Below are 25042 nucleotides of genomic sequence, written 5' to 3'. Positions count from 1 at the left end.
GGCGGTGGTTGTCTTTTTCTAACTGCGAATCACCGTCATTTGTCGCCCCACAGGACTCATTGCCGTTTCTGATTAATGGTGGCATGGCTGGCTTCCAATCCAGCAATGATTTATTAATAAATATCACTGCCCTTCGACGTAGCTCAGGGCAAGCGGATTTACTGGCACTTTACCAGCTTTAGGGAGCATTCCAGTGGGTAATTTCTTTATCTAAGTGTCTAAGCTCTCCTTCTAAGTCACCTAGAAAACGGGTTTCTCGGAGAAACCCGTTTTCTGGACTTTAAGACAAAAAACGTTTCGCTGACAAACTCTATAAAGAACGTAGGTTGGTTTGAAGCATGAAACCCAACGCCTGCTCATGTTAAGCTACCGCTAACTCATCCTAAAAATAATTGTGCCTCCCTAACAATTAATTGAGATTACTTACTTACAAGCCCAAAATATGATATAGATATTTCTATAAAATTGAGCTGCAGCCTTTCACTGATTACTGAACACTAAAAGGTCTTCTATCTCAACTAGAAAATTAATTTTTCACGACTACTTATAGTTAATCATGTATTTCTGGCAATTTCGTGTTTATCAGCGTCCTTTGCTGCGTCCCCTACAAACCCATCACAGACTATGGCAAATTAGGGAAGGAATTATTATTCGCTTAGAAGCTGAAGATGGACGTATTGGATGGGGAGAAATTGCTCCTTTACCTGAATTTGGTTCGGAAACATTATCGGCAGCAATATTATTTTGTCAAAGTCTCGAAAATCCCCTATCAATAAATTCAATTTTTTCTATTCCTGAACAATTTCCCGCTTGTCAATTTGCCTTTGAATCAGCTTTAGAAGATTTAAGTATAGAGAATCAATCAAGAGAATTAGAAACAAAAAACTATAGTTATTTATTACCCACTGGTGCGGCAGTATTTCCCTGTCTGGATGATATTTTAGCCGTCAATCAAACTAATACTTATAAATGGAAAATTGCAGTTAATTCTCTCAAGCAAGAGTTAACCTTATTTGAAAAATTAATTGACCGATTACCCAGGAACATTAAATTGCGTTTAGATGCCAATGGGGGATTAAGTATTGCTGAGAGTAAAATCTGGTTAAAAATTGCCGATGAATGTCAAATAATTGAATTTATTGAACAACCTTTACCCCCGTCTCAATGGTTAGAAATGTTGCAATTAAGTCAAGATTTTACCACAGGAATTGCTTTAGATGAATCCCTAGGCAATCTTCGACAAATAGAGGAATGTTATCAACGGGGATGGCGAGGAATTTTTGTGATTAAACCTGCTATTACCGGTTCAATCCAAGGGTTAAGACATCTCTGGGAAAAATATCCCTTAGATTTAGTGTTTTCCTCGGTTTTAGAAACTAATATCGGCAGAAAATCCGCTCTACGTCTAGCACAAGAATACCCCAAAAAGGAGCGAGCTTTAGGTTTTGGTGTGCAACAATGGTTTAATAATAGTGACCCCGATTGGTTAGGAAAACTGTGGACGACATCAGCAAACAATTAGCATATCTCAGTCAAAAAGATTGGTTATATGGATACAATAGCCAAAAATTTTATCAATTATATCAGTCCTATTCTCAGCAATTTATCGCCGCAGATAATCCTCGATTAACTATACTGCTTGCTGAAGGCAATCCCCTTAAATTCTTAGCGATATTCTTGGCTGCCGTCAGGTCAAAAAGTTGCCTATTTTTAGCTAATCCCGACTGGAAAACTAACGAATGGGAACAGGTTTTCTCTCTGATGCAACCCGATTATATTTTTGGCGAAAATATCAAGGTTTTTAACTATAATTCTCCTCCTGTCAATCCTTTGACTAATTCTCTGATGATACCCACGGGGGGAACCTCGGGAAAAATTCGCTTTGCTATCCATAACTGGTTAACTTTAACTGCTTCTGTCAAAGGTTTCTCTGAATATTTTCAAGTCAAGCAGGTTAACTCTTTTTGCCTATTACCTTTATATCATGTTAGTGGTTTAATGCAGTTTCTCAGAAGTTTTTTAACAGAGGGAGATTTTGCTGTTATTCCTTACCATAAAATCAAACAAAAGCGTGTAAATAATCTCAATCTTCAAGATTATTTTATCTCCTTAGTCCCCAGTCAATTACAATTTTTTCTAGAAAATGATCCTCGATGGTTAGCCAATTTTAAAACAGTTTTCCTAGGAGGTTCCCCTGCATGGCCATCTTTACTAGAAAAAGCTAGAGAATATAATATTTCTCTGTCTCCCACCTATGGAATGACGGAAACTGCCTCACAAATTGTCACCCTTAAACCAGAAGATTTTCGACGAGGCAATAATAGTAGTGGACAGCTATTACCCCATGCTCAGATAAAAATTAATCCCGATAACCAGAAAATTATTATTGAAGCGAAATCTTTATTTTTAGGCTATTATCCCCATCTTAATCAAGCAAGCTACTTCGAGACCGATGACTTAGGTTATTTGGATGAAAGTGGTTATTTATATATCATTGGTCGCGATAGTCAAAAAATAATTACCGGAGGAGAAAATGTTTATCCTCTTGAGGTAGAAACTGCCATTAGACAAACTAATTTAGTTAAAGATGTGGTGGTTTTAGGGTTGCCAGATGTCAAATGGGGACAGATAATTGTCGCTTTTTATGTACCCGTTAACTCTCAGATAAACCAGACAAGTATTAAATCCCAGATTAAGGATAAATTAGTCAATTATAAACTGCCGAAACATTGGATAAAATTACCAGAGATACCAAAAAGTCCCCAGGGTAAGATTAATCGAACTACTTTAATTAAATTAGCTGAAATTTTTTTGACACCGAGTCAAACCCCAGACCCTAATTATAGCAGTTATCTTAATGGTGAGTTATGAGGTTTTCCTTTTGGGGAGACTCTGAGACGATATAATCGGGTAAAATGGCTATGGGTGCTAATCCCAGCAGATTTAAATTAGGTTTATTTTCCAAAATTATAGTGACTGTTCCAACATCTGACCGTGTTCTTTAAGCCATTGCTTGGCCTTATCCATAGTAGCAATTTGCGACCTGATAATCTGCCAAAATCGTGGAGTGTGGTTCGATTCAATCAGATGCGCTAACTCATGAACTACCACATAATCAATTACGAACATCGGGGCTTTGATCAATCGCCAGTTAAAGTTAACATTGTCTTGGGGTGTACAAGAACCCCAGCGATATTTGCTGTCGGTAATTTTAGCCTGATTAAACCTGACACCAAGCTTTTTAGCATAAAGGTTGACACGAGGAAGTATCTTCTCTTTTGCCTTCTGAATGTACCAATCTTGAAAAATCTCGCCGCCATTCTCTGTTAGTGCCTTTGGTACTAGAAAGCGATTGTTAATAAACTTTATTTCTGTCTCATCATCAACCAATTCTAAACGATAGGAGCGCCCTAAATAAAGAAGCGACTCGCCATTAACCAGTTCCTTACCAGGAGGATGAAGTGGGACTTGATACTTTTGCTCGTGGTGAATTTTTTCATAGAGCCACTGCTTGCGTGACTCTACTATTTGCTGGATCTTATCGGGATGAGTACCAGTAGGCACTCTGACGACGATCGAGCGATCACGTTCCACGGTAATGGTCAGGGTCTTACGACTGGAAGAATAAATGATTTTATAGTCAAGTTTCATATTAAAAGTCGCTCAATTTTACTCGATTCAGCCTAAAAAATTCGGTCGTTATTTTTCTCTGCTATTTCCATCACCCGCGAGATAATCTGTTCTCGATTGTCCATAAGATTGGGAATTTGGTAAAAGTCGGGAGAGAGTAACACTTTTTGAATCTCTGCCTTAAGTTTCTTGCGAGCGGGAATGCTCTCCCAAAAGCTAGTTAATTGTAACTCCTGCTCAACAACGGTAAATACCTGTTGAGTGAGAGCGACCATCTGAGAAACCATATCGTCAGTTAATGCCGCTTCTCCAAAACACTCCCGTTTGAACATCCGAAAGAAGGGCAGCTGCTTTTTCCTGTCCAGTCCGTAGGTAGGCTCATTTTTTGCTTCTCTCGCCTTCTGGCGTAGTTTTTCCAGTTCTTGGTAAATCTTGTCCCAATTGTCTTTAAACTCCTCGAAGATGGCTCTCAGTGCTTCAGAAAAGGAGGCTTGCAGTTCGGGATCGTCCACCAGATCGATCTCGATATAGTGGCGGAGAGCGTGTTCGATTGCGGCGGCCTTTGTTTTGACTCGCTGGTGTTTCTGGACATGGCTCTCAAAGTCCTTATCCAAGATCGAGATCGGTTTAACTTTCTCGTCGATTCCCCTTGATTGCAGATACTGGTCGGTCAGGGCCCGCAGCTTGGGTGGGATTCCCCTCATACTCAGGCGCTCGTCGCGGAAGTGCTTCCCCGCTAGTACATTCACTGCGGTGAGAGATTGGTAGTCTCTCATATAGTTCAAGGCCTCCTTGGCGGGATAGACCAAGTTAAGGCTGCGGGTCAGCTTCTTGAAGGCCAGCATGAACTCGAATCGCACATCCTCATCATAGAAGAGGTCGAAAAAGGCATCTTGATCGTTCAGGTCGGTGAGTCCATGTTGCTTCAACAGTGCAAGGATTGCCCGGTGGTCATCCTCAAGCTGACGGATCTCGTCCTCGGGAAAACTTAAGGTTTCCTCGATTTCTTGCTGCTCTCGCTCGTCATAGTTATCAATAGCTCGCTTCAGGTGGTGGCCGATGCCCACATAGTCCACGACAAAGCCTTTATCCTTGTCCGCACCGCCGACTCGGTTGACACGGGCGATCGCCTGTAACAGGTTGTGGGCCTGGATGACCCTATCGAGATACATCACCTGCTCTACTGGGGCATCAAAGCCAGTCAGTAGCATATTATTGACGATGACAATGCCCACATCTCCAGTAATCCCCTCATCCCTTGCGTCAAAGGGCAGTTTAAAGCTTTTAATAGTAGTATCGTGGCGGGTGGAGTTGCTGTATTGCTTGAGGTGGGGTAGGTCGTTATGACTGCCGGAGATGACCACATCGGTCTTAAGTCGTTTCAGGCGATCGAGGTTAAGCCGGTGGGGATTCCCCTGCTCCAATTTGGCAATCTCCTCGGCCAGGGCAGCATCTAAATGCTCTTTGTACCGCACCGCCGCCTCCCGGGAAGTCGCCACCACCTGGGCCTTGTAGCCGTTGGGAAAAATCCACTGGAGATAGTGCTGCACCATATCCTTGGCTTTGGCGGCGATAGTGGGATGGGCTTCTAGGTAGGCATCCCGCGAACCATGGCCCAAAATCTGCAGCCGCTCTTGCAGGTTGTACTCACTGAAGACATCGGCAAAAGCCGCATCCATAGCTGTCTGATCAGACACCTCGGCGTTATGGGTGCGCCCGGTGTAAACAATTTCTAGGGTTACGCCGTCCTCGATGGACTGGCCCATGGTGTACTTGTCGATGTAGTCCCCGAAAACTTTCTCAGTTTTGTCGATGGGGGTGCCGGTGTAGCCAATACGGGAAGCGTAGGGGAGAGCTTTGTCGAGGTTTGTCCCCAGCAGGCTGTACTGGGAGCGGTGGGCCTCATCGGTCATCACCAGGATGTTGCTGCTCCGGTTTAGCTCCGGGAAGGTCTCCCGCAGTTCCCGCTCTTGGAATTTGTGGATCATGGCCATGACCAGATCCGAGGAGTCGCTGCGAAGTAGTTCCTTCAGTTTGGCGATGCTATTGGCGGGCTTAACGGTAAAGCCAACACTTTGGCCGGTCTCGGCGAGTTGCTGCTCTAGTTGGGTGCGATCGGTGATAAATATCACTTTCCACTGGGAAAGGTTGTTATGGCGGTACATGGCCCGCACCATAAACATCATGGTAAGGGACTTACCCGACCCCTGGGTGTGCCAGATGATGCCGCTGCGCTCCCGGGGGGTTTTGCCCTCTAGGAGGCGCTCCACGGCTTTCTTGACGGCACGAAACTGCTGATAACGCCCGACGATTTTGATGGTTTCTCCCTTGTTGTTGACGGAGAAAAGGGTGAAGTTGCGAATAATCTCTAGGAGGTTATCGGGGGCAAACATTCCCGCCACCAGTCGCTGCTGGTCGTTGGGGGAGCTAATACCGTGTTCTAGTTGTTCTAGGGTGCGGGGATAGGGGTCAGCCCAACGGAAGAAGTATTTTTCGGTGTGGGTGGTAATGGTGCCAAATTTTGCCTGATTGCGGCAGGTAGCTACGACAAACTGGTTATAGAAAAAGAGGCTGGTATTGCCCTCGCCCTTAGCGCCGCGCTGTTCGCTGTAGCGGAGGAGTTGCTCGATCGCCTCGGCAATGGGTTCTTTGACTTTGGGGGATTTACATTCAATGACCACCACTGGCAGCCCATTGAGAAAGAGGACAATATCGGGGATGATGTGGTTTTCTGTGCCTAGAATCCGCACCTTAAACTGGCAAACGGCGATGAAGCGGTTGTTAGTTGGGTGGTTAAAGTCGATAAACCTGACGGTGGGGCTTTTTTCGCCTGTTTTACGGTTCTCTGAGACGCTGGTATTCTCCTGAAGCAGTTTAAAGACGTGGCGGTTATTTTCCAGTAAGTTGGTGCTGGGGAAGTTGGCGGTGAGTTGTTTGATGGCTTCTTCTATTTGGTCGGTTTCTAGCCAGGGGTTGATGATTGTAAGCTGTTCTCGCAGCACTGGCAGCATCACCACCTCGGTAAAGCTTTCTCTAAAAGTATCCTGTGGTTTTTGTTTTGTCTCTAAATCCAATATTGCCCAATCTAAACCGTACAGTTGATCAAGTAAGGGCTTTTCGACCCCGTTGCGCTCATCGAGTTTGATAGGTTGAGGTGTTTTGTTCATGACCAGATAACCTTTATTTAACTGTATTTATGAGGTTTTTCGTCTAAATCGGCTCTCCCCGGTTTGGTGGGTAAAATAATATATTCTAAGATACAGTCTTGGGGCAGTGAGTGGAACGAACCACTCCAGACACAAAGGACACAAAGATCGATCGCTACTATATAAGTTAAACTTATCACACAAAGAATAAGAGAACCCTAAATCTTCCTTGAAGTCAGGGGACAGGGTTGAATTGTACTTCGGGAGCATCTCACCTTTGCAATGAGCATAAATACTTAGTGGAAAAATAGGCTTTTCGAGGGTAATTCTTGTTTTAATTCTCCATGTACGCAGTCTTTAAAAGCCTCTATTTCGTTCCAAGACACGATTAAGAGTGGCTTTTAGGCTAAGTATAATTACTTATCGCGTAAGTGAGATGCTCCCTGTACTTCTCTGATATGAGAAACGCTATAATAGGTTATTATACATAAAAAATATTTAAGCATTAACGGATATGAACAACCAACTGGTTAAAACTTTAGCACAAATTATTATATCCCTTTCTGAAGAAGAAAAACAACAACTAGAAAGAGAATTAACATCTAATGGAGCAATAGAAGCAATAAAAGACTATCAAAAATTATCTTTTTGTCAAACGGCTACCCCTGAAGAATGGATAAAAGCTTTTGAAGAATGGGCAGAAAGTCATAGAGATAAGAATTTTTCCCAATTATCTGATCAAGATATTAGCCGAGAAAGTATCTATGGAGAACGGGGTTAAATGTCTTATACTAAATCCGTTGAGTAACGCACAGAAAACGGGTTTCTCCGAGAAACCCGTTTTCTACTCATCAAATGTCACGCTCTGACAGCAATCTCTGCATTTGAATCTGATTTATTCCCAATATTTCCCTTGCTGTCCCTAGACTGATTTTATTTTGCTCAAATAGGGAAATAGTTGTTTCTCGCAAAGTGTCAGTATTGCTATCTTCTAAGATGATGACGCGGATCTGTTTACCTTCCCATTCAGAAGAATATTCGGCGGGAATGGTGACTATGCCGTTTTTTAGGATGGTTTTAAATTCGATCGCTTGCATGGGATACTTCTGAGATATTAAATTAGTTTAATGGAAATTTTTTGCTCCAAAACCTCTATATCAATTTTAGAAAGTTCATTCTTATGTACGGAGTGGAGGCGATAATGAGTCCAAATTTGTAGGGTTAATCGGATAATCCATCCGTTTACATCCATTTAAGCAATTCTTTTGCTTGTCCTTCAGAGAGGCGACAGAGATCCATGGCTCATAAAGGCTCATAATGGCTCATAAAGGCTCATAACTTGGCTCATAAAGGCTCATAACTTGGCTCATAAAGGCTCATAATGGCTTTAATCGACTTTTGTATAAAAGGTTGCACGGCGCATACCATGCTGGTTTAAGCGACCTTGTTGTTTGAGCTTCTGTAACAGTTTAGAGGCTTGATCTTTGGTTAGACGACAGAGATCCATCACATCCGATCGCTTGATTTGCCCATGTTGAGCGGCGTAGTTAAGGACGAACTGCTCATTTTGGAGATTTGAGAAGCCTATTTGTCGAGTGTACTCAGCTTTTTGTCCTGCGGCTTGATAGACGGTAGGGGCGAGGGTATAGGTACGGCTGCGGGTGATGCCATGCGCTTGGACTAATCCGATTTCGTTGAGGAATTCTAAGGTTTTTCTGGCTTGGAGAATATCTCGTTGAATATATGTTGCTAACTCTTCGGCGCTGAGTCGTTTGGTTTCATGTAAAGCGGCTAGGGCGATGAGGCTATCTATGGGCAGGCTTTTACCTTGGCGATTTTCTTCGGCAACTACCAGTTTGAGAAACTCTAGGTCGGCGGCATCGGTGGAAAGGCGCAAAAAGACTGTTTTACTATCTGTCTGGCTGTAGTTGGGGGCTGGTCTGCCAAATCTGAGTAAGCCGCGATAAATGCTGTCTATTCCTCGTCCTGATCGCTCTACTAATCCGATCCGTTTCATGGCATCGGCAAGGCGGGGATTGCGGGGACGGGGTTCGGTGGTGAGGAGGTTGGCGAGGGTGACTCCATCGACTAAGCCCCCTGGGTTACTGATAACAAGAGATTCATCTTCTAATCGGACGTGAACGGCTGCGCGTTCGTGATAGTCGCGATGAATGAGGGCATTGGCGATCGCCTCGCGAAAGGCACTCATATCGACTTTGGGGACGGGGACGCGAAATAAACCGACTTGTAGTTCTTCTTCGGGGTTGTAGGGGCGAAAGTTGGTTTCTAGCCAGTCGAGGGCTTTGAGGAGGGGAAAGCGGCGAAATTCGTTGAAATGGACGGCTTGCTGTGCCATGACTTGAAAGGCAAATTCATGGGTGGGTACGAGGTCACGCAGGGCGGTTTCACGTCCGATGAGAAGCAATCCTGTCAGGGTGGGGATGCGGCTCCCGTCTGGTTGTCGAGCGGTTAGTCCCAAGGCTCCGTCAAGGTCTGCGTCATCAAGTTCTAGGAGGATGCGATCGCCGCCATAAGTTTGGATACATTGGCGGAGGCGTTCCCGTTCTAAGGGGTCAAAGTCTTGGCGGGTGCTACCTGCAACGGGTTGAGCGGATACATCCACTAAGCCGAAGGTGCTGGCGCGACTCGTGCGATCGTGGGGCATCATGGGGACGCATTCGGGGGTTCCGTCTGGTTTGAGGCGGCGGCGCAAATATACGCCGTTGGTGGTGGCGACTTCTCCCTTTGCCTGTGGGACTTGAATCCGAGCGACTTCTATGTTTTCAATGGTGAGGGTTTCAACTTGGACGGTGAGGGATGGGGATGTACGCGCTGCGACTAAACCCCCTAAGCCGTTTAGATGTCGGTGTTCTGGGTGTAGTCCTGTGGCTGTGCCGTCGTCCTCTACGCCTAACCAAAGTTCGCCGCCGTCGGTATTGGCTAGGCAGGTAATGGCTTCGATAAGGTCACGATCTGAGAGTTTTTTCTGATCGCTTTTAAATTCAACGGTGAGGGTTTCGCGGGGTGGAATAGGAGACTTCATAGGTTGTCTGTCTCCCTTTCTTTAATTAATTCGGTAACTCGGACTTTGCCTGTTAGCAGGTCTTGCATAAGTCCAGTTTTGAGAGAGCGGAGTTTAGATAGACAATTGTTTGCTTGCCCTATCTCGTAAACACACAAGTCCAGCCTGCACGCTAAGAACTCTTGTTCTTCTTGCATTCGGGGTATCTTGATTGGGGTTGCTCGCATCGCCGCCAATGAAAGATTTTTGATAGTTGAGCCGGTAAGTTCATAATCATAAAATCGGTGTACTGGCTCTGACTGGAGGATGTGATAAATTAGGCGAGCATTTACCGATTTCTTGCATTTTATATACGCTGCACTTTTTCCGAGAACCACTGGCTCATTTTTATAAAATGCGATATTCCCAATCGTACCATTGATTGAGTACAAAATCGTTCTATCGTCAAGTTCAATGTAGTATTTCCTAAATTCGCCTTGATTGACGCACAAAGTATCGGAAGTAATGTGAATTGATCCATCCCCTAGGTTATTTCCATTTATGAAGAAGAATCCGGTGTTTTCAGAGTAAGCCGGAGTTGTATGTATTCCGTCACCAATCTTTGTTGTTAGTTCGTCAAGACTTTTCACCTCCCACTCAACCGGAATCCTTCCAAGCGGTGAATCCTTAAACTCATGGGTTTCTTCACTGCGAATATTGCCGTTTTCATCAATTCCTTTGGTGAGCAAGTCCTGCATTAGTCCGGTTTTGATGCGTTGCTGCTTGGCAATTAGGGCTTCGGTTTGCTCAATCGCGCGGTCTATTGTTGAAAGGATGGTGGCGATTTGGGTTTGTTCTTTAATTGGGGGCGTTAAAATTTCAACTGACTCAATTGCTCCAATAGGAAGCCCAAAGCGTGTAGAACCACTAGCATGAAGAGCAAAATAATTAGCTACTCGTGAAGTTGAAAGATATTTAGAGAGAAAGATAGAATCAATTTTTTCATTGTCAGGTCGAATTAGTGCCAGATGATAACCACAAACTAAGTTATCTATTTGCTCATGTATAACGGTGGGAATACCAATATCATCAGGAGTTTCTGAGTCTTTGGTAATAATTACATCTCCAATATTTAAACCAAATCGCTCAATTTCTGCATCGTTTGCAGAACCTTCCATAAACTGAATTGATCCATCAATATATTCATTTGTGTAAACGTCCATGTAGTTGCAAAGCTTTACAGGTCGTTCGCTAGGATAAATTTTTTTGTCAACATTACTAACTCGTATATCAGCAAGATCACGAAGTTTTTTTACATCCCAATTTTTCATCACGCCAAATACCTCAACTTACTCAAAAACTCATTTAATTCTCCTAAAGTCTGCTCTCGCTGGGCCTCCATTTCCTGACTTGATACCGCATACTTATCCCAAAGATTCTCAACCTTAGCGACAAGTCCCCGCTTTTCCCCATTCAAGTAACGATTAAGCTGCTCCGATACCCAATCATAGAGCTTTTTTAGAATCAATTTTTTCGCCTCTTCATCCCTTAACTGTCCTCCTATTTCAGTCAGTAATCCCTCAGGATAAGATAATTTAATCTCCAAGGCTTTCTTATCCTTATTAAGCGCGTTAATCTTGGCCTTTTCTTCCTTTTTACTGGCATTTAACCCCATAAGCTGATTTTGTACCTGCTCAAGTAATTCAACAGTTTCAGCCTTAAATTCCTCATCACCAACCCGTTTTAAGCGCAGCTTTAACTCAAGCTGACCCTGCTGTTCTTTAAGCGTATTCTTAAGTAACTTGATTCGGTTCTCAATGTCAGTAATAACATTGTATTCTTGTTGGTAATATTGGCGCTCTCTGGCTGCTGAATCGCCCTGGGATTGCTTCAGGTCATCTATCAACTCTTTAAGCCATTTCTTAATCGATGCGGCGCTAACAGTTTCTTCCTCTTCTGGTTCATAATTCGCCACCTCTTGCGCTGATTCTACCGCTTCGCTTAACTCCCCTTGGACTGCACTAATCTTACTTTCCAGTTCCTCAATTGCCGCCTCTTCCGCCTGAAAAAATGCCGCTAATAAATACTGATCAGGGATAAGAGTATGATGCCAGCCAGTGTTAATAATAGTCTTTAGATCATAGCGAATCTGCTGCCACCAGTTAACAAACACCCCCGCCGATTTAAACTCATCCAAAACCCCCAAAGGAATCAGCTGCTGTTTAAGGCTGCTCAGTAATTGCTGCCGCACTTGGGGCATAATATTATTTCCCTCCAACTTGGCAAAATCATCCCGCGCTTCTCGCCACCAATTTTTAAGCGTAGTATAGTGGTCGCTTATCCTTGCTTGTAAATCGGGATTAGCTTCCAGATTCTCTTTAATAGCGGCTTTCGTGGCAATTTCTGGGCAAAAACTAGCATAGCCGGGGCGTAGGGGTCTAAATAGGGTATTTGTGTTGATGCCAAACTTAGCAAAAGTATCCTTTTGTGCGGCAATTTCAGCCTGCGGAATACCCCCCATCAAGTGAGCTTTTACATCCTCCGGTTCCGGGTCTGGCGTATTATCCACATAGCGGCGAATATTAAGATTAAAGTCGTGTTTTTCGACAATTTCCGACTTATCTACCAAGCGGCTATATTTGGGATATTCTCGCTTGTGGGTAAAGACATAATCGATCTTTTCAATGTCTTCGGGGCGCAATTTATTCTGGTTTTTTCCCTCAGCATATTCTCGATCGGCATTAATAAAAAGGATTTTATCGCGTAATTCATCAGGTTTATTTTTATTCACCACCAACACACAGGCCGGGATACCCGTGCCATAAAATAACCCCGGGGGCAAACTAATAATCGCCTCAATCAGATCATCCTCAATTAAGATCTCTCGAATCAGCTTCTCTTTCCCCCCCCGAAATAGCACCCCATGGGGCATGATAGTGGCCATGTGGCCGTCGGGTTTAAGACTGGCAATCATGTGCTGGACAAACATCAGATCCGCCTTTTTCCCCTTTTCCGGGCAGAATTCGCGAAAGCGGTTGGTAAACTTGAGATTAGCCCGGCTGTAATCCTGGGAAAAGGGCGGATTAGCCAGAACTCGGTCAAACTTGCGAATCTGTCCGTTTTCTAAAATGAGCGGATCTTCGAGAGTATCCCCGTTTTCAATGGTGAAGCGGGTGATGTTGTGGAGGATCATATTCATATTACAAATTGACCAGACCGTACCATTAGAATCCTGTCCGTAGAGTGCCAGATTCTGGGGGTTTTGCCCCTGTTCCTCCACATATTGATAGGACTGGATAAGGAAACCGCCCGACCCCACGGTAGGGTCGTAGATAGTATGGCCCGCTTGGGGTTTGACCAACTGTACCAACAGCCGCACCACCTCGGCCGGCGTGTAAAATTCTCCCCCTTTCTTCCCGGCACTATCGGCAAAGTATTTGATTAGGTACTCGTAGGCTGCACCCAATAGGTCGGGAAACTCAAAATTATCGTTGACCAGCACAAATTGGGGCTGATTGAAATGATCTAGTAAATCCTTCCATTTTTGGTCAGGTATCTTGGTTTTGCCCTTGGTGGCATTAAAATCGATGTTATTCTTCAGCACTCCCGCCAAGGCATCGTTAGCATCCTCTACCGCCGCTAATGCCTTATTGAGCATATTGCCGATGTCCTGCTTAAGGTGTTTGAGCGGCGGCACTTCCTGGCCGTTTTCGTCGCGCCAGGATTGATGCCAGCGAGCGCGAGGAGGTACGAAAAATGTTTCTCCATAGGAGGTTTCGCCTTCTAGGAGTTCGGCCAGCAGCGACGGGTCTGGGATGTGTGCATATTGTTTCTTGAGTTGCGCTTGCTTGCGCTCAAACTCGTCTGACAAGCGTTTGAGGAACAACATCCCAAAGATAAATTCTTTGAACTCGGAAGCGTCCATTTTGCCGCGAAGAATGTCCGCCGCCTTAAATAGAAAGCCTTCGAGTTGACTGAGAGTGATCTTTTCTTGTTTCATCGTTAGTTAAGTTAAGTAGGTAGGCACAATTATTTGTAGGATGGGTTAGCGGTAGCGTAACCCATGCGGGCGTTGGGTTTCATGCTTCAACCCAACCTACGTTCATTTTATATTTAATTCCACCCACCCACTTAAATGTTCACCAGTTTATATTGCTAAAGATTGACCGCTCAGGCAATAATGGGAAGGTTTATCATGCCCATTAAAGAATGCTCAACGCTTTTATTTGGCTACCGATTATAGGGGCGATACTGATTGCCTACACGCCTCTAGAGGCGAAAAAAGTGCGAGGATTAGCTCTAACTCTTGCTGTCGTTCTCTTACTGCTTAATATTCTCCTTGGCTGGCAATTTGACCCTAGTAACCCGCAAATGCAGTTCACGGTTAACCTGCCTTGGATTAATTTCCTCGGTTTCAATTATGCCCTCGGTGTTGATGGATTGTCATTCTCATTACTTTTTCTTAACAGCATCTTGACAATAATTGCTCTTTATGCTAGTGGTACAGAGGTTAACCGACCGAAATTTTACTATTCTCTGCTCTTGTTACTCAATGCCGGAGTAGCGGGGGCCTTTCTAGCGCAGGATTTACTGCTATTTTTCCTATTTTACGAATTAGAAATCGTCCCGCTTTACTTTCTCATTGCCATTTGGGGGGGTCAAAGACGCGGTTATGCGGGCATGAAATTTTTATTATACACGGCAATTTCAGGCTTTTTAGTGCTAATCTCTTTCCTCGGCTTAGTTTGGCTAACCGGTGCTAATAATTTCGCCTATAACCCCCTTTTATCGAATAATTTAGACGTTAAAACCCAATTACTGCTCCTCATCCCCCTTCTGATTGGATTAGCCATCAAAATCCCTATTTTTCCCTTTCATACTTGGCTACCGGATGCCCACGTCGAAGCATCTACCCCCGTTTCTGTGCTTTTAGCGGGAATATTACTCAAATTAGGAACCTATGGACTGCTGCGCTTTGGAGTCGGTTTATTTCTTGACGCTTGGGTGACTATCGCCCCTTGGTTAGCAACGATAGCAGCTATCAGCGCCCTCTACGGGGCCAGTTGCGCTATTGCCCAAAAGGATATGAAAAAAGTAGTCGCCTATTCTTCCATTTCCCACATGGCCTATATTTTACTAGCGGCGGCGGCCACCACCAGATTAAGCATCACTGCGGCGATTTTGCAGATGATTAGTCACGGTTTAATTTCCGCTTTGTTATTTTTGTTGGTGGGAGTAGTGTATAAAAAAACCGGCAGCCGGGATGTGGATTATCTACGCGGTTTATTAAATCCAGAAAGAGGTTTACCAATCACGGGAATGTTAATGATTTTAGCGGCCATGGCCAGCGCCGGCATCCCCGGAATGGTGGGATTTATCGCCGAATTTTTGGTCTTTCGTGGCAGTTTCCCGATTTTTCCGATACAAACGCTCTTATGTTTGGTCGCTAGTGGTTTAACCGCAGTATATTTTCTCCTGATGATTAATCGGGTTTTCTTTGGTCGTTTAACCCCTGAATTATCGCGCATTCCCCGCAGTACCTGGCCCGAAAGATTTCCCGAAATTGCTTTGGCTTTATTTATTATTGTTTTGGGATTACAACCGAGTTGGATGATTCACTGGACTGAAAACCAAGCATCAGTGTTATTAACCGGCACGGCAATCAGTCAAAGGCAATCATAGAAAGCTTTTCCGGAATTTTTCCAACCTAGACCGAAACTAACTTGTGGATAGGAGCCGAAACGTCAAAAATTTTTGGCCTTGCGGAGGGAATTAACCGTTAAAACCACCTGTTCCCCCACCAGTTCAATTTCTTCTAAAGTATTAAAACGACTCAACCCGAAGCGCAGGGAGGCATAAGCGAGAGATTCGGGGCGACCCAAGGCAGTTAAAACGTGGGAGGGGGCGGTATGGCTAGAAGAACAGGCAGAACCGGAGGAAAGCGCCACTATTGGCTGTAATCCTAACAATAACGCCGCACCGTCCACCCCTTCAATACTAATATTCAAATTTCCGGCTAATCTTTGGCTAGGATGACCATTGAGATAAATTCTGTCTAATTGACTGATAATCTCCCATAAACGGGCTTTTAACTGATTTAAGTGGCTGGTGTCTTCTTCTATCGCTTTGATGCCCAATTCTACCGCCTTGGCAAAACCGACAATTTGTGGTGTAAACAGTGTACCCGATCGCAGTCCTTTTTCCTGTCCTCCCCCTTGAATTTGAGCGGCGAGACGGACTCTAGGGTTTCGGCGCCGGACGTACAGCGCACCGATTCCCTTTGGTCCGTGGACTTTGTGGGCAGTTAAGGACATCATATCTATATTCATTTCCTCCACATCTAGGGGAATTTTGCCGATTGCTTGGGCCGCATCCGTATGAAAAAGCACCTGATACTGGCGACAAATCGCCCCAATTGCCGCTAAAGGTTGAATCACCCCAATCTCGTTATTAGCAGCCATAATTGACAGCAAAATCGTGTCAGGACGTAAAGATTTTTCTAGTAATTCCAAGTCAATTAAGCCATCACCACTGACGGGTAAAATTGTCACCTCAAAACCCAATTTTTCCAGATAATGACAGGGATCTAAAACGGCGCGATGTTCTGTCATCACCGTAACTATGTGCCGTCCCTTGGCGAAATAAGCTTCGGCCACCCCTTTGATAGCCAGGTTATTGGCCTCTGTTGCTCCACTGGTAAAAATAATTTCTTCGGGACTACTATTAATAGCAGCGGCGATTGTTTCTCTTGCCTGTTTAACCGCAGCCTCGGCTGTCCAACCATAGACATGATTAATACTACTGGCATTACCAAAGTGTTCGGTAAAATAGGGCAACATCGCCGCCAGAACTTGCGGCTCTAGCGGTGTCGTGGCGTGGCAATCTAGATAAATCGGCTTTTGAGACATATTTTTCCCTTGCGGGGGATTTGGGAAGGAGATATCCTCTGTTTTAAGAGAATCTCTGAAAGTGCATTGCTAATCTATGTTAACAAAAAAGTATCGGATAGCAGTCAACAGCTGACGACTCAGACCAGAACTTTAAGATTTAATAATGAGAGCGCAATCGCTCCCTGAGAGCAGTTACAATTCCCCTATTCCAATGTTGTTCAGCAACCCAACAGGATTAATAACACATATTTTCTGGCTCAATCATGGCTAAAAAATCGAAGGCATTTAGTGAACTGCTCAGGCTGCAGAAAATGTCCCAAGGATCCGAAAAACCCTTGAAAAGCTTTGAGAAGAAATTAAGAGAAAAGTCATCGGCTTTCAAGGAAATTGTCGTCTCTCCTTCTGGGGAAGTCACAATGTCGGAAGTTCTGGAGGATTTTATCGAGCCTTACCGCAAATCCAATGAAACGAAGGGATCTATGCGAACACTGCTGACCATAGGGATAATCGCTTGGAATCTGGCGTTGTCCCCCGAATCAAAGCGGCAAGAGATGATAGACCGAGTTTTTAATAAAGACCTTCTTAAAGGAGATAAAAGGCTCAAGGCGGATATTCAAGGGCTAATCGAGGAGCTAATCGCTAGGAAAAACCGTTATTTCTCGGAAAACAAGCGGATGATTGTGGATTTTGAGTTAAAAGAGCTAGGAAGCGAGTATCATCTCTCGGTTGCCTCCAGCTTGTCGCCCGAATTTTCCGAGTCAGAGTTTGCCTTCAAAGTCGGCGACTCGGTCATCGTCAAACAGGGTGTACTTGACCCAGATTTGGGGACTGACATCGGTGGTTGGCAAGGAAGAATTGTGACAATTGAGCGGCAGAGCAATCTCATCGGCATTGAATGGGATAGCATCACCCTGAAAAACATCCCCAGTTCGGTGATTGACCAGTGTGAACTGGAAAACTTAGACTGGACTCAAATGTGCCTCTTCTCAACGGATGTGGAATTAACCCAACCTCGAGATACAGAAGAAGATGTGGCCGCCATCATTGAGCAAATTGAGTCTAACATCGTTGAAGCTATTTAGCAGAAAAGAGAAAGGCGATTCAGGCGGTTGGCCGACCTTGACCATGAGGAGAAAATGGCGGCTTTAGACGCTTGGAAAAAAAGACTTGATTCATTACCCTATTGACCATCGAGCAGCGATTTAGAGGAGAGAAATTTGAGATGGATGATTCCCAGAAATATGAGGCTGACTGTCAAAAGATAAGAAAAGTCAATCATGAATTACTAAAGGATTTCGAGAGTTGGCTAGAATCGTCAGGTTTGTCGGAAAAAACCATTAATAATCATATTTCAAATATAGATTTTTATATCAACGAATATTTACTCTATGAGGATGCAGTAGAAGCTAAAGACGGGGTAGATATGGTCGGTGACTTTTTGGGTTATTGGTTTATCAAAAAGGCCCTGTGGGCCAGTCAATCAAGCCTCAAGGCTAACGCAGGTAGTCTGAAAAAGTTCTACACTTTCTTACTGGAAAAAGGCCTAATAGATAAAGATGATTTGCGAGAACTTAAAGAAACCATCAAGGAAGAAATGAGTGAATGGCTGGAAACCCTAGAGTGATACGATGACCCATTGAGTGAAGATATGTGGGATGTTTGGTGATTTTAGCCGAGGGGCAATCCCCCAGCCTCTGGCTGAGAAGCTATAATATCATTGTCAGGACACAAGGAGAGCGAGACAATGGAAACATTAGAATTAGAAAGCTGCCAGTCGATTCTTAAAGCTGGTCAAACGACGACCGAAAGAGCGTTAGAATTATTTGACGCTCTCGAACCCGTGAGTTTAGACTTTATGCTCGGTGTTTGGCAAGGTTCTGGACTTCAGACAAATCACCCCATGGATGGTTTATTAGAAGCATCTAATTGGTATGGTAAAGAGTTTGTCGATACCGAGAATGTCCACCCCCTGTTATTTTTAGATGGTCAGGGAAAAATTTTTAAGGTAGCACCCAATCCCACGGCCATGAACTGGATTGTTAAGCTGCCGATACTGAAAAATAATTCTCTGAAACCTTTACTGATGCTGACCAACTCCTTGCTAAAAACAGAGACAAGTCAGGCTAGACTGCGAATGATGGAATATCGGGACAAAGTCAGCGCCACGATGATTTATGATTATTTGCCGATTAATGACTCTTTTCGGAAAGTAGATGATAATACGGTGCTGGGAATTATGGATTTTAAAAACTCTCCCCAGCCTTTCTTTTTTGTTCTCAAGCGATGTCAAAGACCTCTTAATTCTTCCGGTTCGATTTAAACCTTTCATTATTGACGATATAATAAGATTATTACCGTCCTTTTTCGGCTCGATTATCAATTGCAATGACTCGCCAAATTCACGACCAATTTGCTAAGGAGTATTTAGAGGAATTGTTAGCACCTCTAGGGACAATTAGAAAGAGCAAGAAAGTAAAAAGTGAGGTTCAAGAAATTGATGTCTGGTTTGAACCGGCCAGTTCACCATCAAGGAATAAACTCCCTTTAGGGTTACTCGGAAAAATGGCGGCGACTTCCTGCTTGTTTGAACCTTTCCGCAACTCTCCCTCAGAAATAGAGATTCGCAGTTGTATATCAAAGTTATATACTGTTCATAATGACCTCCTAAGGAAGGCGAAACGCTCAAACAAAGCTCTGACTGCAGCAGAATTGCCAGTTTTATGGATTTTAACGCCCACCTTTTCAGCTAGAATGATTCAAGGATTCAGGGCTGACAGCGATGAGAGTAATTGGTTGAAAGGGGTTTACTTTTTAGCTGACTTCCTCAAAACAGCCATAGTCGCCATCCATCAATTACCGGTGAATGAAGACACTTTATGGTTGAGGGTTTTAGGAAAAGGAGGAACTCAGAAACGAGCCGTAGAAGAGTTAGTTGAACTTCCCCAACCTAACCCTTTTCGAGAAAATTTACTAGAAATCTTGGCCAACTGGCGCAAGAATTTAGAGTTGAGGGATAATTTAAGTACAGAGGAACAGGAGGTCATTATGAACTTATCACCAGCTTATCTAAAGCAGCGAGAAGATTGGAAAGAAGAGGGAAAACAAGAAGGAAAACAAGAAGGCACTTTAGAAGAACGTCAATCGATGATAGCCAGTCTTCTGGAAGGAAGGTTCGGAACTCTAGATTCGGAATTATCCGCTCTGGTGGAACGAATTGCCCAACTTCCCATCTCGGAACGCACCGAGTTAATTCTTTCTCTGGCGAATTTATCCCGCTCCGCACTATTAGAAAGATTGAGAGACAATTAAATTTTCAGTCCGCTTCAGCCTTAAATCCTGATGGTGGAGAGAGTCCCTAGTCTGACATGGATTCCCATCATACTAAAAGGTTAGCAAAAATTTTTGAGTTTGTCAAGTCTTTTGCTAAAAAAAGGCTGAAATTTTTTGGCTCTCTTAGGTTTGGTGGGCAAAATGTATTCTAAGATACATTCTTCCTAGCGAGCGAGTGGAAGGAACCACAAAGACACAAAGGACACAAAGATTGATCGATCCTATATAAGTTAAACTTATCACACAGAACCTAGAAGAGCCATTTTTTCAGCCCGATAATTATCTGTATTGTCTCTTAGTTTAGTTTTTAGAGGAGACAATCGCCAATTCTTGCCGCCAAACTAGCAGGGATTTCTCCCAAGCTAGTTCCCATTTTTGCGCCAAAAAAGGTCGAGTATTTTTGCCCAAATTATAGGCGATGACAATCTCTTCCCAGAGAGAATGTAAGGAAAATGGAGAAGAAAATAAAGCTCCCAATAATCCCCCTAAAAGTATGACAATAGCTAGAGGGCGACGAGTTTGACTTAACTCAAAAGCTTTCAGTTGCAATTCTCCCATGCCATCGACACCAAAACCCGTTACTATATGCCAGATATCGTGAGTTTGCCGTAGGCGAAGCAGCAGATAATCTGTATCAGAATTTACCTGAATAGACCGATAAAAATTAGGATCAAAATTGAGACTAATTAGGTGAGTAGCATAATGATAACCCAGGGAATCTTCAGGGAGTTTTAGCAGGGTTTCTAAACAGGGACTAGCGGCTAGATATCTTTGGGCAATCATTTGGGCAGTAGCTCGATCGCTTTTAACATATTGCAAAGATAATCGCTGTAACCAACTCTCTTTTAAGCCATCTTCAATATCATATACAGACAGAATGTTACTGGGATTTTGTAAAAGAGAAATTATTCCTTTGGTGACACTGAGTAGATTAGTTGTGAATAGCATATAAACTCTCCTAAGTCAGAAAAAAGAGTGAGAATAATCGAAAAAACTGATAACCAATAACTGGGAAAAACTACTCCTTATAGGGATCGTACTGACTCAATATCCGTTCTAACTTTGCTTCGTCAATGCGATTAATTAAGCGTTTAGATTCTTCGATATCGCGGACAGTTTTTGATAAATTAATGGTGGAACCGACGGTAAATAGTAAACCCATGCCTAAATAACCTTTAATCCACGCATCTACTGGTAGATAAATAACTCCTAAAGAAGTGGCAGAAATAGAGACAATAAAAGATAACCAAGTTTGAAAAATCCACGCTTGAGTATGACTGGGAGCAGTACCGTATTTTTTATCGTTCATAATCGTCTCCTAAATGTTTCTACACCCATTTTGTCGGTTCTAGAGGTGCAACAACAATGAGCGCTATCTAGTAGGGGGAGGGTTGAGAACTGGGGTGAAGTGGGGTGAAGTGGGGTGAAGTATCAAGTATAATCGTTGTCAGAATCTAGGACCGAAAAGATGGAGAGCAAACACCTGAAAATTTGGTATTCTTGGGAAAAACAAGAACAAATGATCGAGCGCTTAGTGGGGAGAGTGGGATTAACCCGGGTGCGTGCCACTTGTTTTCTGCGTCTCTGGATTTATGCGATCGCCAAGGAGGCACAGGCAAAACCCCCTTTATCCCAGTTAATTTTTCCCACCACTGCCATTATCTGTACTCATCGGCAAGCATCGGATTTATTTTATCAGGATCAGGACCAGGGCAGCGAACGCTCGGCGGGTATGATGTTAGATAAATTAGCGGCCCTTGGTTTAATTGAAAAAATTTTTGACGGCAACACAACCAGAATTAAAATCAAGTCAATTACGGGGATTTTAGAGCCTGATAGCTCGGAATCATCTGTAGAATTGCAATTAGATCAATTTAATCCCCGTTGTGATGCGATTCCTGTGGCTAACTTGCTGACACGCAATTATAACTGGATGAATCGCAATGCTGAAGCAATTCCCCATCGCATTTCTCGTCTGTTGCGGGGTTGGTCAAAAGATTACACCACAGGTATGCGAGTTTTGCGTCGGGTAGATAATCTTAATCCCGTCGGTTTTTATCTCCTCTATCCCACCGCAAACGAGTCGGAAGCGAATTTTTTTACCTCTCCTAACAAGAGTTTACATCTAAGTGCGATCAACGAACAGGATCCTTTTAAAATGGCATCTGTGGGAGATGAAAATTGTCTTTCGGTATTTATTCGCAGTTGGATGATTGATGCTAATTATTTAGAAAAATATCGTTTAATCTTCCTGCAAGATGCCCAAAAAACTCTCCAGAGAATGACCTTAGATTTTCCTAATCTCTGCGATTTACATACTTTGATTATTCATCCCGATTATGAGAAATTAGCCGCCGCCTTGGGATTTCAAAAAACTATTCAGGAATCCCCAAACTCTATTTATTGGATGTATTTAGGACTCGATCGCTTTTTATCCCTAGATATGAGTGCAATTCAATTTTAATCGGGAGTGGGGAAATTATGAATTATGAATTATGAATTATGAATTGGGGAGTGGGGAGTAGGGGGAAAAAATCCATAACTGGGTTTTTGAAGTTCGATCGAGAGTTAGTCGTAATATTAAAAGCGGATTCGGTATAACATCTTGTCAATAAGTATTGTTATAATAATGACATCAATTAAGCTATAGTCGCCTATGTCTGAACAATTAATCGCTAATCTTGCTAATGCCTTTAAACCAGTTCCTTTACCTGCCGATAGTCCCTTTTATGTGGATCTAAAAGCAGTGAGAGCGGATGCTGATGTTTGTCAAGATTTAGGCAGAAAAATTATTCGTTCGCTGCCAACAGACTACACCCATCAACTCTACACAGGACATCGAGGAGGGGGGAAATCCACGGAATTATTGCGGCTGAAAAAATATCTAGAGCAAAAAAATTGTTTTGTTGTTTATTTTGCCGCAGATGAAGATGATATCGATCCAGAAGATGCTCAATATACAGATATTCTCATTGCCTGTACGCGCCATTTATTAGAACAACTAAAACAGGCTAATTCAACCCCATTAAAAAACTGGATAAAATCTCGTTGGCAGGATTTAATTGATTTAGCTTTAACAGAGATTAAAGTGGAAGATGTCAAATTAGAAACGGGAGACTTGATTAAATATTTTGGTAAATTGTCTGCGGCGATTCGGGCAATTCCCAGTCAAAGACAAGAAATAAGAAATAAAATCAATCCTCATACTGTTACGCTGTTAACAGCACTAAATGAGTTTATTGATAATAGCAAAACTGTCTTAGATGATTCAACAAAATTAGTGGTAATTGTTGATAACTTAGATCGCATCGTACCGATATATCGGCGAGATCATAAAACTAATCATGATGAGATTTTTTTAGATCGAGCTAATCAATTAAAGGGGTTAAATTGTCATTTGATTTATACTATACCTATTTCAATGGCCTATTCTAATCGGGCCAATGATCTACGCGATATTTATGATAATGACCCGATGGTTTTACCGATGATTATGATCCGCAATCTTGATCGTACTATTAATCCTGATGGTATGGCAAAAATTAAGGCTATTATTGAGAAAAGAACGCAGCAATTTTTACCGAAGAAAAAGCTAGAAACAGATATTTTTGAAAGTCAAGAAGTTCTGGAGCGATTATGTTTAATGACTGGAGGTCATGTACGAAACCTAATTTTATTAATGCAAACCGCTTTAGATCATGTGGATGCTTTACCTATTACCGCAAAAGCTGCTCAAAGAGCAATAACTCAAGCTAGAGATGTTTATCAGAGAACAGTAGAACACGAGCAGTGGAAAATTCTGGCTAAGGTATATCGTACCAACGAAATTCAAAATGATGAAGCTCATCGTAAATTATTATTCAATCGTTGTATTTTACAATATGCTTATTTTGATGCAGATGCAGAGTTGAAAAGTTGGTATGATGTGCATCCTTTAATTACCAAAATTAAGGAGTTTAATGATGAATTATGAATTATGAATGATGAATTATGAATGATGAATTATGAATGATGAATGGGGAGCGGGAAACAGGGAACAGGTGAGAAAATTAGTGTACCTCATAAATCTGAATACAGCTATAAGTACCTAAGCAAAATTAATTACATATTTCGATGAAGCTTTTGCCTATTGCCTCTTGCCTATCTTCACTGGGAAATTTATTTTGCATGACTACTTATATAATAATGACAAACCCAAAAGTAAAACCCTTAACTAACTCTCAGGAATCGGATTTTGAAGGATTGCTAGAAGAGCAACCCCTAACAGGAGCAGAATCCTATCAAGCATTACTGCGATCGCTGAGACGAAAAAATGGCTTTAATTTACTCTTTGTTCGCTGTTCTCCCGTGCAAGCTGATGAGATTATTCGGGGAATCAGTCAAGATTTACCTAATAAAAATATTCAAGTCCTGCAGCTTGATTCAGAAACCGATAATTTGTATGAGAAAATTGTCGATCTACCAAATCATACCAATCTAAACATTCTTTTCGTGCGCGGTTTAGAAAATGCACTACTGCGCTACGAAGAAGCGGAAAGTGAAGGCTATTTCTTATCGAGTCAAAGTCCAGTTTATGGGGGAACCTGGGCCGGAGTTCCTAAGATTTTAGGCTATTTAAACTTATCCCGTGAGCGATTTGAGCGGCAATTTCCCTTTACTTTAGTATTCCTATTGCCGGAATTTGCCTTGCGGTATTTTATTCGTCGTGCGTCGGATTTTTTTGATTGGTATTCGGGAGTTTATGAATTTCCGACGGATAAGGACATATTGGAAAGAGAAATTATAAGACTGGTTTATTTAGACGGCGATCTCGATACCTATCAGCAATTCACTCCCCAACAACGACAGGAAAAGTTAGCCGAAATTAAGGCCTATTTAAGCGATTCCCCATCTCTGGATCCTGTTCAAGCATCTGAATTGTGGAATGAAAAAGGCTTAATTCATGCAATGGGAAAAGAATACGAACAAGCGATCGCATCCTGGGATCGAGCTTTAGAAATTAAACCCGATGACCATGATGCTTGGTACGGCCGAGGGATTGCGTT

At 42.9% G+C, this 25042-nt stretch carries 19 protein-coding genes and 3 pseudogenes; 12 read left to right on the top strand and 10 right to left on the bottom strand.

All coding sequences use genetic code 11. From position 1 onward, the window contains the following. Nucleotides 1-68: 68 nt before the first annotated feature. From MICAI_RS27935 to MICAI_RS15630, 3 genes and pseudogenes are all read left to right on the top strand, one after another. Nucleotides 69-214 (top strand): annotated as a pseudogene (locus tag MICAI_RS27935) (bluetail domain-containing putative surface protein); the annotation flags it as partial. Nucleotides 215-556: 342 nt separating this feature from the next. Continuing rightward, the gene (locus MICAI_RS15635; RefSeq protein ID WP_008203841.1) at nt 557-1522 is read left to right on the top strand and encodes an o-succinylbenzoate synthase; all 966 of its coding nucleotides are present in this window, start codon (nt 557-559) and stop codon (nt 1520-1522) included. Continuing rightward, nucleotides 1498-2840: pseudogene (locus tag MICAI_RS15630) on the top strand (2-succinylbenzoate--CoA ligase). The gene MICAI_RS15635 and the pseudogene MICAI_RS15630 overlap by 25 nt, the downstream one beginning before the upstream one ends. Nucleotides 2841-2967: 127 nt before the next feature. On the opposite strand, the gene MICAI_RS15625 reads toward MICAI_RS15630, so the two are convergent. The 3 genes and pseudogenes from MICAI_RS15625 to MICAI_RS27930 form a co-directional block, all read right to left on the bottom strand. Then, nucleotides 2968-3651, bottom strand: coding sequence for a M48 family metallopeptidase (locus MICAI_RS15625; RefSeq protein WP_008203836.1), 684 nt, complete (start codon nt 3649-3651; stop codon nt 2968-2970). 32 nt (nt 3652-3683) lie between these two features. Beyond that, nucleotides 3684-6797 carry a type I restriction endonuclease subunit R gene (locus MICAI_RS15620; protein WP_008203833.1) on the bottom strand — a complete coding sequence of 1038 codons (3114 nt, stop codon included), beginning with the start codon at nt 6795-6797 and terminating at the stop codon, nt 3684-3686. A 126-nt stretch (nt 6798-6923) separates the two neighbouring features. Further along, nucleotides 6924-6995 (bottom strand): annotated as a pseudogene (locus MICAI_RS27930) (type II toxin-antitoxin system VapB family antitoxin); the annotation flags it as partial. 295 nt (nt 6996-7290) lie between these two features. On the opposite strand from MICAI_RS27930, the gene MICAI_RS15615 reads away from it, so the two are divergent. Continuing rightward, nucleotides 7291-7557 (top strand): hypothetical protein, encoded by a 267-nt coding sequence (locus MICAI_RS15615; RefSeq protein WP_008203828.1) that lies wholly within the window; start codon nt 7291-7293, stop codon nt 7555-7557. Between the two features lie 70 nt (nt 7558-7627). Here MICAI_RS15615 and MICAI_RS15610 read toward each other — a convergent pair whose 3' ends face one another. The 4 genes from MICAI_RS15610 to MICAI_RS15595 form a co-directional block, all read right to left on the bottom strand. Next, the gene (locus MICAI_RS15610) at nt 7628-7873 is read right to left on the bottom strand and encodes a UPF0175 family protein (protein WP_002779979.1); all 246 of its coding nucleotides are present in this window, start codon (nt 7871-7873) and stop codon (nt 7628-7630) included. A gap of 290 nt (nt 7874-8163) precedes the next feature. Further along, a complete protein-coding gene (locus MICAI_RS15605; protein WP_008203823.1) occupies nt 8164-9819 on the bottom strand; it encodes an ATP-binding protein in 1656 nt (551 codons plus the stop codon). After that, entirely contained in the window at nt 9816-11108 is a 1293-nt protein-coding gene (locus MICAI_RS15600; protein WP_008203821.1) for a restriction endonuclease subunit S, read from the bottom strand. The genes MICAI_RS15605 and MICAI_RS15600 overlap by 4 nt, the downstream gene beginning before the upstream one ends. After that, nucleotides 11108-13777, bottom strand: a complete 2670-nt coding sequence (locus MICAI_RS15595) for a type I restriction-modification system subunit M (RefSeq protein ID WP_008203820.1) — start codon at nt 13775-13777, stop codon at nt 11108-11110. The genes MICAI_RS15600 and MICAI_RS15595 overlap by 1 nt, the downstream gene beginning before the upstream one ends. A 209-nt stretch (nt 13778-13986) precedes the next feature. Here MICAI_RS15595 and MICAI_RS15590 point away from each other — a divergent pair, with 209 nt between their 5' ends. Then, the gene (locus tag MICAI_RS15590) at nt 13987-15459 is read left to right on the top strand and encodes an NADH-quinone oxidoreductase subunit M (protein WP_008203818.1); all 1473 of its coding nucleotides are present in this window, start codon (nt 13987-13989) and stop codon (nt 15457-15459) included. Nucleotides 15460-15521: 62 nt separating this feature from the next. On the opposite strand, the gene MICAI_RS15585 is transcribed toward MICAI_RS15590, so the two are convergent. After that, a complete protein-coding gene (locus MICAI_RS15585; RefSeq protein WP_008203815.1) occupies nt 15522-16685 on the bottom strand; it encodes a cysteine desulfurase family protein in 1164 nt (387 codons plus the stop codon). A 245-nt stretch (nt 16686-16930) separates the two neighbouring features. On the opposite strand from MICAI_RS15585, the gene MICAI_RS15580 reads away from it, so the two are divergent. The 4 genes from MICAI_RS15580 to MICAI_RS15565 all read left to right on the top strand — a co-directional run bounded on the left by MICAI_RS15580 (nt 16931) and on the right by MICAI_RS15565 (nt 19976). Further along, a complete protein-coding gene (locus MICAI_RS15580; protein WP_008203813.1) occupies nt 16931-17749 on the top strand; it encodes a hypothetical protein in 819 nt (272 codons plus the stop codon). A gap of 140 nt (nt 17750-17889) precedes the next feature. Further along, nucleotides 17890-18291 (top strand): phage integrase SAM-like domain-containing protein, encoded by a 402-nt coding sequence (locus MICAI_RS15575; RefSeq protein WP_002740193.1) that lies wholly within the window; start codon nt 17890-17892, stop codon nt 18289-18291. A gap of 120 nt (nt 18292-18411) precedes the next feature. Next, complete coding sequence (locus MICAI_RS15570) at nt 18412-18987, top strand: DUF4334 domain-containing protein (protein ID WP_008203810.1); 576 nt, start codon at nt 18412-18414, stop codon at nt 18985-18987. Nucleotides 18988-19052: 65 nt separating this feature from the next. After that, the gene (locus MICAI_RS15565) at nt 19053-19976 is read left to right on the top strand and encodes a hypothetical protein (protein WP_008203808.1); all 924 of its coding nucleotides are present in this window, start codon (nt 19053-19055) and stop codon (nt 19974-19976) included. A gap of 321 nt (nt 19977-20297) precedes the next feature. Here MICAI_RS15565 and MICAI_RS15560 read toward each other — a convergent pair whose 3' ends face one another. Together MICAI_RS15560 and MICAI_RS15555 are read right to left on the bottom strand one after the other, a co-directional pair. Further along, nucleotides 20298-20945, bottom strand: a complete 648-nt coding sequence (locus MICAI_RS15560; protein WP_008203806.1) for a Coq4 family protein — start codon at nt 20943-20945, stop codon at nt 20298-20300. A gap of 70 nt (nt 20946-21015) precedes the next feature. After that, nucleotides 21016-21306, bottom strand: a complete 291-nt coding sequence (locus MICAI_RS15555; protein WP_008203804.1) for a YiaA/YiaB family inner membrane protein — start codon at nt 21304-21306, stop codon at nt 21016-21018. A 159-nt stretch (nt 21307-21465) separates the two neighbouring features. Here MICAI_RS15555 and MICAI_RS15550 point away from each other — a divergent pair, with 159 nt between their 5' ends. The 3 genes from MICAI_RS15550 to MICAI_RS15540 all read left to right on the top strand — a co-directional run. Then, nucleotides 21466-22461, top strand: coding sequence for a hypothetical protein (locus tag MICAI_RS15550; protein WP_008203802.1), 996 nt, complete (start codon nt 21466-21468; stop codon nt 22459-22461). Between the two features lie 192 nt (nt 22462-22653). Continuing rightward, nucleotides 22654-23970 carry a P-loop NTPase fold protein gene (locus MICAI_RS15545; protein WP_008203800.1) on the top strand — a complete coding sequence of 439 codons (1317 nt, stop codon included), beginning with the start codon at nt 22654-22656 and terminating at the stop codon, nt 23968-23970. A 212-nt stretch (nt 23971-24182) separates the two neighbouring features. Further along, a partial coding sequence (locus tag MICAI_RS15540; RefSeq protein WP_157221759.1) for a tetratricopeptide repeat protein occupies nt 24183-25042 on the top strand: 860 nt, incomplete at its 3' end.

This window comes from Microcystis sp. T1-4 (assembly GCF_000297435.1).
Lineage (GTDB): Bacteria > Cyanobacteriota > Cyanobacteriia > Cyanobacteriales > Microcystaceae > Microcystis.
Note: the sequence above shows the minus strand (reverse complement) of the source record. Positions and strands in the feature narration are given on the sequence as shown.